Source organism: Geodermatophilus sp. SYSU D01180, assembly GCF_054050415.1.
This window is the reverse complement of record NZ_JBJGZH010000001.1, coordinates 24,975-38,811: the sequence shown is the minus strand read 5'-3', so window position 1 is coordinate 38,811 and position 13,837 is coordinate 24,975. Positions and strand designations below refer to the sequence as shown.

At 76.4% G+C, this 13,837-nt stretch carries 13 protein-coding genes; 7 read left to right on the top strand and 6 right to left on the bottom strand.

Annotation, left to right across the window (positions count from 1 at the left end; translation table 11 throughout):
• Window position 1 precedes the first annotated feature (1 nt).
• From ACI8AA_RS00205 to ACI8AA_RS00195, 3 genes are all read left to right on the top strand, one after another.
• Window positions 2-421 carry a hypothetical protein gene (locus tag ACI8AA_RS00205; protein ID WP_457042508.1) on the top strand — a complete coding sequence of 140 codons (420 nt, stop codon included), beginning with the start codon at window positions 2-4 and terminating at the stop codon, window positions 419-421.
• Window positions 422-459: 38 nt separating this feature from the next.
• Window positions 460-996 carry a DoxX family protein gene (locus ACI8AA_RS00200; RefSeq protein ID WP_457042507.1) on the top strand — a complete coding sequence of 179 codons (537 nt, stop codon included), beginning with the start codon at window positions 460-462 and terminating at the stop codon, window positions 994-996.
• A 231-nt stretch (window positions 997-1,227) separates the two neighbouring features.
• Window positions 1,228-4,581: a SpoIIE family protein phosphatase gene (locus tag ACI8AA_RS00195; protein ID WP_457042506.1), complete on the top strand. Its 3,354-nt coding sequence runs from the start codon at window positions 1,228-1,230 to the stop codon at window positions 4,579-4,581.
• A gap of 93 nt (window positions 4,582-4,674) precedes the next feature.
• Here ACI8AA_RS00195 and ACI8AA_RS00190 read toward each other — a convergent pair whose 3' ends face one another.
• Window positions 4,675-6,027, bottom strand: coding sequence for a dicarboxylate/amino acid:cation symporter (locus ACI8AA_RS00190; RefSeq protein WP_457042505.1), 1,353 nt, complete (start codon window positions 6,025-6,027; stop codon window positions 4,675-4,677).
• Window positions 6,028-6,274: 247 nt separating this feature from the next.
• Here ACI8AA_RS00190 and ACI8AA_RS00185 point away from each other — a divergent pair, with 247 nt between their 5' ends.
• Window positions 6,275-6,601, top strand: coding sequence for a DMT family transporter (locus tag ACI8AA_RS00185; protein WP_457042504.1), 327 nt, complete (start codon window positions 6,275-6,277; stop codon window positions 6,599-6,601).
• The gene (locus ACI8AA_RS00180; RefSeq protein ID WP_457042503.1) at window positions 6,601-7,170 is read left to right on the top strand and encodes a TetR/AcrR family transcriptional regulator; all 570 of its coding nucleotides are present in this window, start codon (window positions 6,601-6,603) and stop codon (window positions 7,168-7,170) included. Before ACI8AA_RS00185 ends, ACI8AA_RS00180 begins: the two co-directional genes overlap by 1 nt.
• Window positions 7,171-7,191: 21 nt before the next feature.
• On the opposite strand, the gene ACI8AA_RS00175 is transcribed toward ACI8AA_RS00180, so the two are convergent.
• Window positions 7,192-7,545 carry a hypothetical protein gene (locus ACI8AA_RS00175; protein WP_457042502.1) on the bottom strand — a complete coding sequence of 118 codons (354 nt, stop codon included), beginning with the start codon at window positions 7,543-7,545 and terminating at the stop codon, window positions 7,192-7,194.
• A 186-nt stretch (window positions 7,546-7,731) separates the two neighbouring features.
• On the opposite strand from ACI8AA_RS00175, the gene yidD reads away from it, so the two are divergent.
• Entirely contained in the window at window positions 7,732-8,127 is a 396-nt protein-coding gene (gene yidD, locus ACI8AA_RS00170; protein WP_457042501.1) for a membrane protein insertion efficiency factor YidD, read from the top strand.
• Here the strand turns inward: yidD and ACI8AA_RS00165 are convergent.
• The 4 genes from ACI8AA_RS00165 to ACI8AA_RS00150 all read right to left on the bottom strand — a co-directional run bounded on the left by ACI8AA_RS00165 (window position 8,118) and on the right by ACI8AA_RS00150 (window position 12,642).
• Complete coding sequence (locus ACI8AA_RS00165) at window positions 8,118-9,248, bottom strand: 5-methyltetrahydropteroyltriglutamate--homocysteine S-methyltransferase (RefSeq protein WP_457042500.1); 1,131 nt, start codon at window positions 9,246-9,248, stop codon at window positions 8,118-8,120. The genes yidD and ACI8AA_RS00165 overlap by 10 nt on opposite strands.
• An 87-nt stretch (window positions 9,249-9,335) precedes the next feature.
• Window positions 9,336-11,087, bottom strand: a complete 1,752-nt coding sequence (locus ACI8AA_RS00160) for a bifunctional metallophosphatase/5'-nucleotidase (protein ID WP_457042499.1) — start codon at window positions 11,085-11,087, stop codon at window positions 9,336-9,338.
• Between the two features lie 105 nt (window positions 11,088-11,192).
• Window positions 11,193-11,726, bottom strand: coding sequence for a DUF1353 domain-containing protein (locus tag ACI8AA_RS00155; protein WP_457042498.1), 534 nt, complete (start codon window positions 11,724-11,726; stop codon window positions 11,193-11,195).
• Window positions 11,727-11,784: 58 nt separating this feature from the next.
• Window positions 11,785-12,642, bottom strand: a complete 858-nt coding sequence (locus ACI8AA_RS00150; RefSeq protein ID WP_457042497.1) for an MFS transporter — start codon at window positions 12,640-12,642, stop codon at window positions 11,785-11,787.
• A 64-nt stretch (window positions 12,643-12,706) separates the two neighbouring features.
• Between ACI8AA_RS00150 and ACI8AA_RS00145 the strand changes: the two genes are divergently transcribed.
• Window positions 12,707-13,717 (top strand): iron-containing redox enzyme family protein, encoded by a 1,011-nt coding sequence (locus ACI8AA_RS00145; RefSeq protein WP_457042496.1) that lies wholly within the window; start codon window positions 12,707-12,709, stop codon window positions 13,715-13,717.
• The last annotated feature ends 120 nt before the right edge of the window (window positions 13,718-13,837 follow it).

Genomic DNA, 13,837 nt, shown 5'->3' with positions numbered 1-13,837 from the left:
CGTGCCCACCGTGCCGTGGCGTCGCCGCCTCTCCCCGGTCCCGGGAGACGAGTACCTGGTGCTGGCCAGCCGGCTGCCGCTCCGGTCGTCCGCCCAGGTCCCGCGGTTCCTCGGGCTGACCGTCGCGGTCGTCCGTCAGCTGGAGCGCACCGAGGGGCTCGTCGGTTACAGCCTCCGGGCGCAGCCGCTCGCCAGGACGTTCTGGACCCTGTCCGCGTGGACCGATGCCGCGGCGCTCGGCCACTTCGCGCAGCAGATGCCGCACGCGGCCGTCATGGCGACACTGCGCCCGCACATGAGGCCCACGCGCTTCGAGACGTGGACGTGTCGTGGTGACGAGCTCCCCGTGGCGTGGGACACCGCGGTCGAGCGCCTGCTGCGACCGGCCGGCGCCTCACCGCCGCCGTCCCCGGTCACCTAGGGAACGGCCACCCGGAGAACGGACCCGGAGGTCGAGCGATGGCGCTCCTCGTCGTGCTGGTCGGGACCTACGCCCTGGCCCGGCTGCTCCCCTCGCGGCTGCACCGGCGCCGCCCCCCGCCGGACGCTGCGCGGGTGGCGATGGCCACCGCGATGGCCTTCTCGGGGGTCACCCACGTCGTGAAGCCCGAGCCCTTCGTGCAGCACCTGCCGGACTTCGTGCCCGCGCGGGAGCGGGTCATCTTCTGGACCGGGCTGCTCGAGGTGCTTTTCGGGGTGGGCCTGGCGGCGCCGCACCGCCGGCGCCGGGAGGTGGCTCTCGCCCTCGCGGCGTACCTGGTCGCCGTGTTCCCCGCCAACGTCTACGTCGCCGCGGCGGGCGTCCGGATCGAGGGCCTCCCCGGCGCCTCCCACCCGTGGCTGCGACTGCCCCTCCAGTTCGTCTACATCGCCTGGACCTTCTGGGCCGTCCCCGGTGCGTGGCAGCTCGCCCGCAGCCGGGTCGGTCAGCTGCGGGACGCGACGGCGCCACCGTCCCGCAGCCGGGAGCCGGTCCTGGCCGGGACGACGTCGTGACCGCGGACACGGACCGTGGTCGGGAGACCTCCAGCCCCTGACCACGGTCGGCGTCCGTCCACCACCGAGCGCCGGGGCCTCACCCGGGGACACGGGCCGTCCGCTGTGCACCACGCTCGGCACGCGGTCGGCGGCAACCGGCCCACCGGGGTTCGCAGACGGCGTCCGGCGAGGCAGAATGCCGGGGAGCGGCTCAGACGCGGGGCGGGCACCCGATCGACGGGAGACGCCGTGGACGCGTCCGACGCGCCGGATCGACCCGACACCACAGCGCACGACGACCGCGTGGAGCTGCGGCGGTACCGGGCGCTGGTGGAGTACGCCCCCGACGCCGTCGTGATCCTCGACCTCGACGCGGGCCGGTTCGTCACGGTCAACCGGGCCGCCGAGGAGCTGTTCGGCATGGGCCGGGCGGAGCTGCTGCAGGTCGGGCCGGTCGAGGTCAGCCCGCCGGTGCAGCCCGACGGGCGGTCCTCCCGGGAGGCGGCGACGGCGCAGCTGGACCGGGCGCTGGCCGGCGAGCGGCCCCGCTTCGACTGGACCCACCGCCGCGCCGACGGCACCGACGTCCCGTGCGAGGTCACCCTGCTGCGGCTGCCCGACCCGGACCGGCGGCTGGTCCGCGGCAGTCTCCTGGACGTCACCGAGCGGCGCGCCACCGAGTCGGCCCTCGCCGCGCAGGCCGCCCGCCGGATCGCCGAGCAGATCGCCCGGCGGGCCGCGGAGGCGAGCGTGGCCCGGCTGCAGGCGACCGTCGCGGGCCTCAACGCGATCGTGTGGGAGCGCGATCCGGCCACGCTGCGCCTGACCTTCGTCAACGAGCGGGCCGAGGAGCTGCTCGGCTACCCCGCCTCGCAGTGGCTGGCCGACGAGGGGCTGTGGTCGCGGATCCTGCACCCCGACGACCACGACGCCGTGCTGGAGCAGGTGCGCCGGGAGGTGGACGACGGCGCGGTCGACTTCACGCTGACCTACCGGGTCTGCAGCGCCGACGGCCGGTGGGTGTGGCTGCAGCACCTCGGCCACGTCGCCCGCGACGAGGACGGCACCGCCCGCACGCTGCACGCGGTCCTGTTCGACGTCACCGAGGCCCGGCGCCGGGAACGGGCCGCGGAGCTGCTGGCGGCCGCCGGCGCGGCGCTGGCCGCCCCGGGCGCGGTGGAGGACCGGCTGGCCGCGGTGGCCGCCCTCGCCGTCGACGAGCTCGCCGACCGCGCCCTGGTGTGGCTGCGGGGCGACGACGACCGCCACAGCATCGTCGCCGCCGCCCCCGCCGACGCGGCCCCCGGCCTCACGGGCGTGCCCCTGCTCGTCGTCCCCGAGGAGCTGCGCCCGTCCGTGGAGGCCGGGCAGCCGTTCGTCGTGGGCACGGTGACCGAGGCGCTGCGGGACGAGGCCACCGGGCGCGCCCCCGCCCGGCTGCCCGACGACCCGCTCCCGGAGGGTCCGCGCCTGGTGGTGCCGCTGGTGACCGGCGGGGAGCGGGTCGGGCTGCTGTCCCTGGCCGCCGCGGGCCCCGGCCGCCGCTTCGACGACGCGGACCGGACGCTGGCCGGCGACCTCGGCCGGCTGGTCGCGACGACGGTGGCCGCCGAGCGGCTGGCCGAGCGGCAGCGCCAGCTGCACGACCTCGCCGTGGCCCTGGCGGCCGCCGGCACCGCCGCGGAGGCCGGCGCCGCGCTCACCGCGCGCCTGCACGAGTCGCTCGGCGCGGCGGTGGTCGCGGTGTGCGCCCTCGGCGAGGACGGGCTGCTGCACACCGTCGACGTCCACGGCGACTCCCCGGGGTGGACCGCCGGGTTCAGCACCATCCGGCTGTCCGCGCCGGCCCCGCTGGCCGAGGCCGCCCGCACCCGCCGCCCGGTGTGGCTGCCCGACCGCGAGGCGCTGGTGTCCGGCTACCCGGAGATGGCGCCGTTCCTGCGGCCGGAGACCCAGGCGACGGCGTCGCTGCCGCTGCTGGCCGGTCCCCGCCTGGTCGGCGCGGTGGCGGTGGTCTTCGACCGGCCGCGGGCCTTCGACGCCGCCGAGCGCGCGTTCCTGCTCACCGTCGCCGGGCAGGTCGCCGGGGCGATGGAGCGGGCCGCGCTGGCCGACGTGCGCCGGGAGATGGCCGACACGCTCCAGCGCAGCCTGCTGCCCGCCCGCCTGCCCACCTCCGACCGGCTCACCGTGACCGCCCGCTACCTGCCGGCGGTCACCGGCACGTCCGCCGGTGGCGACTGGCACGAGGTGGTGCCCGTGCCCGGCGAGCGGACGGCGCTGGTCGTGGGCGACGTCGTCGGGCACGGCGCCTCGGCGGCGGCCGTGATGGGCCGCCTGTCCAGCGCGCTGTCCGGCGTGCTGCTCACCGGGGAGGGGCCGGCGCGGGCGCTGGAGCTGCTCGACGGCTTCGCCGGGCGGATCGACGGCGCCGGGCTGGCCACCGTCGCCTGCCTGGTCCTGGACCCGGCGACCGGCCGGCTCGCCGCCAGCACCGCCGGCCACCCCCCGCCGCTGCTGGTCGCCCCCGACGGGTCGGCCGTCCTGCTCGACGGCGGGCACGGCCCGGCGCTGGGCGTGTCCGGCACCGGCCGGCGTCCGGAGGCGGTCAGCGTCCTGCCCCCGGGCGCGACGCTGCTGCTCTACACCGACGGGCTGGTCGAGCGGCGCGGCAGCCTGCTCGACGAGGGCCTCGCGCGGCTGGCGGCGGCGGCCGGGGCGCGGGCGACGGCGCCGCTGCCGGCGCTGGTCGACGGCGTCCTCACCGACCTGCTGGGCGGCGGCCACGGCGCCGACGACGACGTCGCCGTGCTCGCCGCCCGGGTGCACCCCGCCCCCCTGCGCGTCGAGCTGCCCGCCGACCCCCTGCAGCTGTCGCGGCTGCGGCGGGAGGTGTCGCGCTGGGCGCACGGGGCGGCGCTGTCCCCCGACACCACCGGGGACCTGCAGCTGGCGGTCGGGGAGGCCGCGGCCAACGCCGTCGAGCACGCCTACCGCGACGCGGCCGAGCCGGGCCGCGTGCTGGTCGAGCTCGTCGCCGACCCCGACGGCGGGGTGGCGGCCACGGTCACCGACGGCGGCACCTGGCGGCCGGCGGCCGCCGACCCCGGCTTCCGCGGCCGCGGGCTGGACATGATCACGGCGCTCGCCGGCGGCGTGGACGTCGTCCCCGGCCCCGGCGGCACGGCGCTGAGGTTCCGGCTGGCGCCGCCGGGGCCGGCGCCCTCGCCGGCCGCGGGGTCGGCCCCGGCGGTGGGCGTCCCCGCGTCCCTGGTGGCCGGGGACGCGCCGCGGGGCCGCCGGCTGGAGCTGACCGGCGACCTGGACCTCGCCGGCGTCGCGGAGGTCCGGACGGCCCTGCTCGCCGAGGCCACCGGCGGCCGGCCGCTCCTGCTGGACCTCACCCGGCTGGGCTTCGTCGCGAGCGTCGGCGCCGGCCTGCTGCTCGAGGCGGCGCGCGCCGCGGCCGGCCACCTGGAGGTCGTGCTGCCGCCCGGCGGGTCGGCCCGGCGGCTGCTCGACCTCACCGGGCTGTCCGAGGTCCTGGCCGGCGGCCCGGCGGCGCCGGCGCCGCCCCCGTTCGGCGGGAGCACGACCAGGTGAGGACGGCGGGGCTGCGCCGGGGAGCCGGGAGACGGCGACGGGCCGGCGACCTCCGCGGGGAGGTCATCGGCCCGTCGTCGGGTCGGGGTGCGGTCAGGCGGTGACGGGCTGCCGCAGGTCGGCGTCCACCTCGCCGGTCCCGGCGGCGACCGGGCCGGACGCCGCGCCGGAGCGGAACCGGTCGAGGTCGAGGATGCCCTCGCGCCGGGCGACGATCGTCGGGACCAGCGCCTGGCCGGCGACGTTCACCGCGGTGCGGCCCATGTCGAGGATCGGGTCGATCGCCAGCAGCAGGCCGACGCCGGCCAGCGGCAGGCCCAGCGTGGACAGCGTGAGCGTCAGCATGACCACCGCGCCGGTGACGCCGGCGGTGGCGGCCGAGCCGACCACGGACACCAGCGCGATGAGCAGGTAGTCGGTGAGCGACAGCGGCACGTCGAAGAACTGCGCCACGAAGATCGCCGCCAGCGCCGGGTAGATCGCGGCGCAGCCGTCCATCTTCGTGGTCGCCCCGAGCGGGACGGCGAAGGAGGCGTAGGAGCGCGGCACGCCCAGCTCCTGCTCGGTGACGCGCTCGGTCACGGGGAGGGTGCCGATCGAGGACCGGGAGACGAAGGCGAGCTGGATGGCCGGCCAGGCGCCGGCGAACCACCGCAGCGGCGAGAGGCCGTGCAGGCGCAGGAGCACCGGGTAGACGACGAACAGCACCAGCGCGAGACCCGCGTAGACCGAGCCCGCGAAGACGCCGAGGGAGCCGAGCGAGTCCCACCCGTAGGTGGCCACGGCGTTGCCGATCAGGCCGACGGTGCCGATCGGGGCCAGCAGGATGACCCACCACAGCAGCTTCTGGACGACGGCGAGGGCGGAGCGGACCAGGCCGAGGAACGGCTCGGCCGGCTCACCGACCTTGAGGATCGCCACGCCGATCGCGACCGACAGGACGATCAGCTGCAGGACGTTGAACGACAGGCCGATCGAGCCGTCGTCGCCCGCCGAGGCCTGCAGGCCGAGGACGTTGCCCGGCACCAGGCCGGTGAGGAAGTCCCACCAGGAGCCGGTGGTCTCGGGCGCGGCCTGGGCGGCGGCGTCGACGCTGCTGTTGCGGCCGGGCTGGGTGACCAGGCCCAGGCCGATGCCGATGGAGACGGCGATCAGTGCGGTGATCGCGAACCACAGCAGGGTCTGCCCGGCGAGCCGGGCGGCGTTGGAGACCTGGCGGAGGTTGGCGATGCTGACGATCACCGCGGTGACGACGAGCGGCGGGACCAGGACCTTGAGCAGCGTGACGAAGGTCTGGCCGACGGTCTGGAGGGTGCTGGTGAGCCAGTTCGGCGTCCCGTCGGCGACGGGGCCGAGGTCGCGGGCCACGAGGCCGAGCGCGACGCCCACGGCGAGGGCGAGGAGGACCTGCGCCGCGAACGGGACGCGGCGGAGACGTGCGAGCACGGAGGTGCCTTTCGGGGGTTCTTCGGGAGGGGACGGCGGCGCGGGCGGCGTCAACAGCCGGCGGTCGTCATCCGGCCGAAGTCGAGCTCACGGCGGCGCGTGAGTCCCCAGACGTTCTGCACGCCAGGGAGCAATGCGGACGCGGCGGCGCCGCATCCCGGCTGTGCGGGAGATCACGACGACGTCCCCCGCTCCCGTACCGGTGTACGGTTCGTCCCGTACGCCCGTACGACTCCTGGAGAGCGCCGTGGCCTGGGGCCTGCTCGTCGTCGCCGGCCTGTTCGGGACCGCCTTCGCGGTCTCCCTCGAGCAGTCGGAGGACGTCACGCGCCTGTGGTGGTCGACCGCCTTCGTGGCCTGCGCCGCGGCGAGCTCCCTGCTGCCGTCCGCGGCCCTGCGGACGCTGCCCGCCGGCACGGCCTACGCGGTCTGGACCGGGATCGGCACGGGCGGCACCGCGGTGGCCGGCACGGGGCTGCTCGGCGACCCGGTCACCACCGTGGGGATCGTCGCGATCCTGCTGGTCCTCGGCGGGGTCGTCGCCCTCCAGCCGGCGCCGTCGGGGGCGCACTGATGGGCTCCCCGACCGCCCGGGGCGCGGCCCGGCGCGCGGCCATCGCCGGGGCTGCGGCGCGCGTGGTGGCCGGCGGGGGCCCCGACGCGCTGACCCACCGGGCGGTGGCCGCGGCGTCGGGCATCCCGCTGGGCACGATCACCTACCACTTCGGCGCGCTCGACGAGCTGCGCGCGGCGGCGGTCGGCGCCCTGCTGGCCGACGAGACCGGCCGGGCGGAGGAGCTGGTCGCGGCCCTCCCCCGCCGTCCGCGGTCGGCGTCCGCCACGGCGCGGCACGTCGTCGACGTCGTCCTGGGCGCCGGCCGGGACGACGACGAGGAGCTGCTGTCCCTCTACGAGCGCCTCCTCACCTGCAGCCGGCACCCCGTGCTGCGCCCGCTGCTGCGGGACGCGCGCGCCCGGACCGACGCCGCGCTGACCGGGCTGCTGGACCGGTGCGGCCGCCCGGGGGCCGACGTCGGGACGCTGGTCACCCTGGTCGACGGGTCGGTGCTGTCCGCGCTGGTGGAGGGCGACGGCTCGGCCCGGCGGCGGGCGGAGGAGGCGGTCGCGCGGGCGCTCGCCTGACGCGGGCGCGCCGGTGACGCCTCAGGCGGCGTCGTCGACGGCGGGCTCGTCCTCCATCGCGACCATGACCTCGTTGGTCTGCAGCGTGACCAGCCAGGCCAGCGCGTGGTCCTCGACCGGGCGGCCGGAGACGTGGGCGATGGCGTCGAGCTGGGCGGCGACCAGCCCGCGGGCGGCCTGGTAGACGTCGGCGGCCGACACGGCCATCTCGAGCTCGTCGAGCCACAGCCGCCCGTCGGGGAGCACGCGGACGTCAGGCTGGCTGCCGACGCCGAGATCGGCGGCCGCGCTGCCCAGGACCGACATCCCGGCCCGCAGCTCGGTGAGCCGGCGGGAGCGGCGGCCGGGGGACGGCGCGTGCTGCGGGTCGGACATCGGGGCCTCCTGCCGGACGGGCCCCGCGGGCGTGGGGCCTGTCCCCAGGGTCGGCAACCGGAGCGCGGCACCGGACCACGCCTGGGGCGGCACGGGCGGCTGGGACGGGAGGGACGAGACGTTGCGCGCCCGACCCGTGCAGCAACCCCTTCCCCGGTCCGGCGGCGGCCTGCACGATGCCCCGCCGTGACCAGCCGCCCGGGGTGCACCCGCCGTCGCCGCCGCCGCTCCGCCCGACCCTCCCGCAACTCCTGCGACGGCTGGGACGGCTGCTCGGAGGGCTGCGACGCGATCGGCCTGTTCACCCTCCTCTGGCTGGCCCTGCCCGCGGCGCTGGTCACCCCGGCGCCGGCCGGGACGCCGTGGGCGGCGCGCTGGCCGGTCCGGCTCGTCGTCGCCTACCGGGAGCGGGTCAGCCCCACCCGCCCTCCGGTGTGCCCGTTCACGCCCACCTGCTCGACCTACGGGCTGGAGGCGCTGCGGCGGCACGGCGCGCTGCGCGGGCTGTGGCTCACCCTCGACCGGCTGCGCCGCTGCCGCCCGGGCGCGGGCGGCAGCGACCCGGTGCCGGCTCAGGCGTAGCCCCAGACCTCCAGGGCGACCTCGACGACCAGCGCCAGCTTGGCCACCTGCTCGTCGCGGGTCAGCGCGTTGCCCTCGACGGTCGAGGAGAAGCCGCACTGCGGCGAGATCGCCAGCTGCTCCAGCGGCACGTACCGCGACGCCTCGTCGATCCGCCGCTCGAGCGCGTCCTTGCTCTCCAGCTCCGGCCGCTTCGTCGTCACCAGGCCCAGGACGACCCGCTTGCCCGGCGGGACGAAGCGCAGCGGCTCGAAGCCGCCGGAGCGGGCGTCGTCGTACTCGAGGAAGAAGCCGTCGACCTCCAGGCCGCCGAACAGCGCCTCGGCGACGAAGTCGTAGCCACCCTCGGCCACCCAGGAGGAGCGGAAGTTGCCCCGGCACATGTGGGTGGTGACCGTCAGGCCCTCGGGCCGGCCGGCCAGCGCGGCGTTGATCTGCCGGATGTAGCGCTCGTGCTGGTGCTCGGCGTCGCGGCCCTGGGCGGCGAGCTCGGCGCGCTGGGCGGGGTCGTTGAGGTAGGCCAGGCTGGTGTCGTCGAGCTGCAGGTACCGGCAGCCCAGCGCCGCCACCCCGCGCACCTGCTGCGCGTACGCCGCCGACAGCGCGTCCCAGAACGCGTCCTCGTCGGGGTAGACGGCCGGGTCGATCGCGGCCGCGCCGCCGCGGTAGTGGACCATCGACGGCGAGGGGATCGTCAGCTTCGCCGTCTGCCCCTCCCCCACCCGCGACTGCAGGTACGCGAAGTCACGGCCGAAGACCGGCTCCGGGATCGACAGCGGCCCGTCGACGTGCAGCCCGGCCGGCGTGAAGTCGATCGTCCCGTCGGCGTTCTTGAAGTGGACGACGATGTCCTCGCCGGTCACCTTGCTGATGCCGTCGATGGCGTAGATGAAGTCCATGTGCCACGAGGCGCGGCGGAACTCGCCGTCGGTGGCGGTGCGCAGGCCGACGTCGCCCTGCAGCCGTACGACGTCGGCGATCGCCTCGTCCTCGATCCCGCGCAGCTCGACGTCGTCGATCTCCCCGGCGGCGTGCCGGGCGCGGGCCTCGAGCAGCGACGCGGGGCGCAGCAGGCTGCCGACGTGGTCGGCGCGGAACGGCGGGCCGGAGGTGTCGGTCATGCCGCGAGCCTGGCGCAGGACGGCCCCGGACGCGCGCCGGCGGCGGCCCCCTCGGTGGGGACCGCCGCCGGCGTGCGACGAGGCGTGTCAGGCGGTGGCGGTGATGCGGTCCAGCGCCGGGACCTGGACGGGCGAGTTCGCGCCGAGGTAGGCCGTGAACGCGTCCAGGTCGATCGAGGTGGTGACCGGGTTCGTGCCGCCGGTCAGGACGGTGAAGCCGTCACCCCCGCCGGCGAGGAAGTTGTTCACCGTGACCCGGTAGGTCTGGGTGGCCACGACCGGCTGGCCGCCGATCGCCACCGAGGCGTCGGGCACCTTGGTGCCGGTGCACGGGTCGGCGCCCGCGGCGGCCGCCGTCCCGCCCGCCGACACCTGGTAGGTGACGCCGGCCGAGGCGTACAGCACCCGGTTGACCTGGAACTGCTGCTCGAGCAGGCACTGGAGCTGGGTGCCGGTGAGGTCCAGGGTCACGAGGTTGTTGGCGAACGGCTGGACCGTGAACGCCTCCTCGTAGGTCACCTCGCCGGCGCCGAGGTCGGCTCGCACGCCACCGGGGTTCATGAACGCCGCGACGGCACCCTCGTCGCGGGTGTCGGCGAGCTGGGCGTCGGCGATCACGTTGCCGAGGGTCGACTCGGCCCCGTCGGCCGGCGCCTCCTGCGTGCGGGTGAGGTCGGCCGCGACGGTGCCGACGACCTCGTCGGCGATCGGCCCGAGGACCGCGTCGTAGCGCTGGATCAGCTCGGTCTGGGCCGGGTCCGCCGGGACGTCGCGCGTCACGATGACGTTGTCCGCCGCCGCGGTGAGGACGTCGCCGCTGCGCTTGTCCAGCGTCAGGTCGATGTCGGTCACCAGCCGGCCCGCCGAGCTGGCGCTGGTGACCAGCTTCCCGTCGAGCTCGCAGTTGTAGGCCTGGTGGGTGTGCCCGCTGACGACGACGTCGATGGCGTCGCTCATGCCCTCGGCGATCGGGCCGATGGGACCGGTGAGGCCGTTGCAGCCGTTGACGTCCCAGGAGCCGGCGCCGGTCTGCTGACCGCCCTGGTGCAGCAGGACGACGATCGTCTCGACGCCCTGCGCCTGCAGCTCCGCGGCGTACCGGTTGGCGGTCTCGACCTCGTCGGCGAAGTCCAGCCCGGCGACGCCCTGCTGGCTGACGATCTCCTCGGTCTGCTCGAGTGTCATCCCGATGAACCCGATCTCCACCCCCTGCACGTTGTCGATCGCATAGGGCGCCAGCAACGGCTCGCCGGTCTCGGTGACGAACGCGTTGGCCGAGAGGTACTGGAAGTCCGCGCCCTCGTAGGGGGTGCCGTCGGCGCAGCCGTCGACGGGGTGGCAACCGCCGTTCTGGATGCGCAGCAGCTCGGCCGCGCCCTCGTCGAACTCGTGGTTGCCGACGCTGGCGTAGTCCAGCCCCGCCAGGCCCAGGGCCTCGATGGCCGGCTCGTCGTGGAACGCCGCCGACAGCAGGGGCGAGGCGCCGATGAGGTCACCGGCGGCCACCGTGATCGTGTTGTGCTTGCGCTGCTCGGCGGCCAGCTGCTGCAGCTGCGTCGACAGGTACTCGACACCGCCGGCGTCCACCGTGGGAGCCGTCGCGGCGCCCGCGCCGTCCGGGTCGGGGCCGGTCGTGATGCGCCCGCCGGAGCCGGTCGGCACCTCGAGCTGGCCGTGGAAGTCGTTGAGGGCGAGGAGCTGGACCTCGACCGGCTTCGGGCCGTTGGCGGTGGAGGGAGCCGCACTGGCGGGGGCGAGGGCGGCGGCGACGACCAGACCGGTCATCGTCGCCGTCACGGCCGCGGCCACCGTGGTGCGGCGGAGGACGGAGGGACTCATGCAGGCACTCCCGGGGTTCCGGAGGGGGACGCCGGTCATCGCACCTGCGCCCGGTGACGGGAGTGTGACGGATCGGTACCAGCTCCGGAACGGAGGGGTGGCGGATCAGGCCCGCGGCCGCGACCACGGGCGGACCCCGGCGTCGCCGGACACCAGCCGCTCCGCGGCGGCGTAGACGAGCAGGGCCGGGACGGCCAGCAGCGACGGCGGCAGCACCAGCGGCGCCGCCAGCGCGGTGATCGCCAGCACGCCGGGAGCGCTGAGGATCCAGCCGCGCCGCCGCGGCGGGTCGGTCAGCGCGCCCCAGCGCACGCCGGTCCACACCAGCCAGCGCAGCAGCACCGGGACGCCGGCCTCGCGCATCGCCCGGCGGAAGATGCCGTCGGCCTGCCGCGCGGTGACCACGCCGCTGGCGATGCCCTCCTGGCACAGCCAGTCGTGCAGCACCGCGGCCAGCGTGTACCGCCCGGACTCCGGGACCAGCCACCGCACCGGCCGCGGCACGGACGCGAGGTCGGTGCGGAAGCCCGCCGGGACGACGAAGGTGTCGCGCTCGCCGTGGTAGGTGAGCGGCTCGACGAGCGTCCAGCCGCCGGCGCCGGCGGTGCTGAGCACGCCGGCGGGCGGGTCGAAGGGCACGTCCGTACCCTCCTCCCCGCCCGCCGCGTCCGCTCGGGGGAGCGTCGGTCCCGGTGCGTCAGCAGCGCGGCCGGGCCGAGCCCTCCGCGCGGGTGCCCGGCCGGCGCGCCGCGAACGGCGTGGCGACGTCCTCGAGGGACCTGCCCTCGGCGGAGACGCCGGGGACCGCGGCCACGACGCCGCCGAGCACCGTGACGGCCGCGCCCAGGAGGTACCCCCGGAACAGCCGGGTCGGCTCGGAGCCGTCGCCGGTGAGCGACCCGTGGACGACCGGGTCGAGGGTGCCGGAGCACCGGGCGATCGCGAAGAAGACCGCGATGGCCTCGGCCCGGGCCTCCAGCGGGAAGATCTCGCTGACGGTCGGGTGCGCCGAACTCGCGCCGGCCGAGGCGAAGGAGAAGACGACCGGCCAGGCGATCGTCTGGGTGACGGCGTCGAGCGCACCGGCGTCGAACGGGCACGCGGTGATCGCCAGCAGCACGCCGGACAGGACGTACGTGCCCGCGATCATCTCCTCGCGGCCGACGGTGTCGAACAGGTGCCCGAGCAGGAACGGCCCGGCCAGGTTGCCGACGGCGAACGCGATGAGGAACAGCGGCGCGTCACCGGAGCCGACGTCGTAGCAGGTGCCCGGCACCAGCACGTAGGTGAAGGAGATCGCGTCGTAGAGGAACGACCGGGTGATCATCAGCGTCGCGCCGTGGACCGCCCGCGACGGGTACTCCTCGAACAGCACCCGGGGGAGCGCCGCGTAGCCGATGTCGGCCGACGGCTTGAGCTCGATGGCCGTGCCGTCGACCGCGGGCAGCGTCCGGCGGCCGGCCTCCACCTCGTGCTCGACGTAGGAGAACGACTCCTCCGCCTCCCGCTCGCGGCCGTGCACGACCTGCCGGCGAGCGAGCCGCCGGTCCGCCACGGATGCGCGACATCCCATCGCGCACGGTGCATCGAAGTGCGCGGCGCTGGGCATGGGCGGGACCATGCGCCTGCCTCTCGCCCGGGGCCCCCTGTCCGCGGCCCTCCGCGACGACCTGCTCGCCGGGCCGGTCTCCCCTACCACCGCCGACCTCGCCCGCACCACCGCGGACGCCTCGGCCGACCCCCTGCACGACGACGACCTGCAGCTGGCGCTGGCGCTGTGCTACGAGCTGCACTACCGGGGCCTCGACGGCGTCGACGACGCCCTCGAGTGGGACCCCGCCCTCATCACCCTGCGCGCGCACCTCGAGCGCCGGCACCTGGCCGCGCTGCGCGAGCTGACCGGCCCGCTCTCCCCCACCGGCGAGCCGGTCGACCAGCACCTGACCGCGCTGATCGCCGCCGACGACGGCCCGTCGCTGTCGTCGTTCATGGCCAAGCGCGGGACCGCCGAGCAGTGGCGCGAGTACCTGACCCTGCGGTCGGTCTACCACCTCAAGGAGGCCGACCCGCACACCTTCGCCGTCCCCCGGCTGTCCGGCCGGGCCAAGGCCGCGATGGTCGAGATCCAGGCCGACGAGTACGGCGGCGGCGCCCCCGAGCGCATGCACAGCGAGCTGTTCGCCGGGATGATGCGCGACCTGGGCCTGGACGCCGGCTACGGCGCCCTGTGGGACGACGCGCCCGCCGTCGCGTTCACCTCGGTCAACACCATGTCTCTGTTCGGCCTGCACCGCCGCTGGCGCGGGGCGGCGCTGGGCCACCTGGCCTGCGTGGAGATGACCTCGTCCGAGCCCAGCCGCCGCTACTCCGCAGGGCTGCGCCGGCTCGGCCACGACGGGACGACGACCGTCTTCTACGACGAGCACGTCGAGGCCGACGCCGTCCACGAGCAGATCGCCTCGGTGGACATGTGCGGCTCCCTGGTGGCCGAGGACCCCTCGCTCCTGGGCGACGTGCTGTTCGGCGCGGCCTGCTCCCTCGCCCTCGACGGGCTCACCGCCCGGCACCTGCTCGGCGCCTGGGAGGCCGGGCGCTCGGCGCTGTACACGCAACCCGCGCTCGCCGCCTGAGTCGCGATCCGGTCTCGGGGCGCGATTCCGGCTCCGGTCCGGCTGCAGTCGGCGACGGCGCTGCCGAACCTCTCGGCGCAGGACCCCGGGACCCGGGGTCCCCCGACCGCGGAGGACGAC

What these genes read in the sequence shown, in the direction of transcription:
- ACI8AA_RS00200 (WP_457042507.1), top strand. Translation starts at nt 460, where the DNA reads ATGGCGCTCCTCGTCGTGCTGGTCGGGACCTACGCCCTGGCCCGGCTG.
- ACI8AA_RS00160 (WP_457042499.1), bottom strand. Translation starts at nt 11,087, where the DNA reads ATGAGTCCCTCCGTCCTCCGCCGCACCACGGTGGCCGCGGCCGTGACG.
- ACI8AA_RS00145 (WP_457042496.1), top strand. Translation starts at nt 12,707, where the DNA reads ATGCGCCTGCCTCTCGCCCGGGGCCCCCTGTCCGCGGCCCTCCGCGAC.
- ACI8AA_RS00165 (WP_457042500.1), bottom strand. Translation starts at nt 9,248, where the DNA reads ATGACCGACACCTCCGGCCCGCCGTTCCGCGCCGACCACGTCGGCAGC.
- ACI8AA_RS00180 (WP_457042503.1), top strand. Translation starts at nt 6,601, where the DNA reads ATGGGCTCCCCGACCGCCCGGGGCGCGGCCCGGCGCGCGGCCATCGCC.
- ACI8AA_RS00175 (WP_457042502.1), bottom strand. Translation starts at nt 7,545, where the DNA reads ATGTCCGACCCGCAGCACGCGCCGTCCCCCGGCCGCCGCTCCCGCCGG.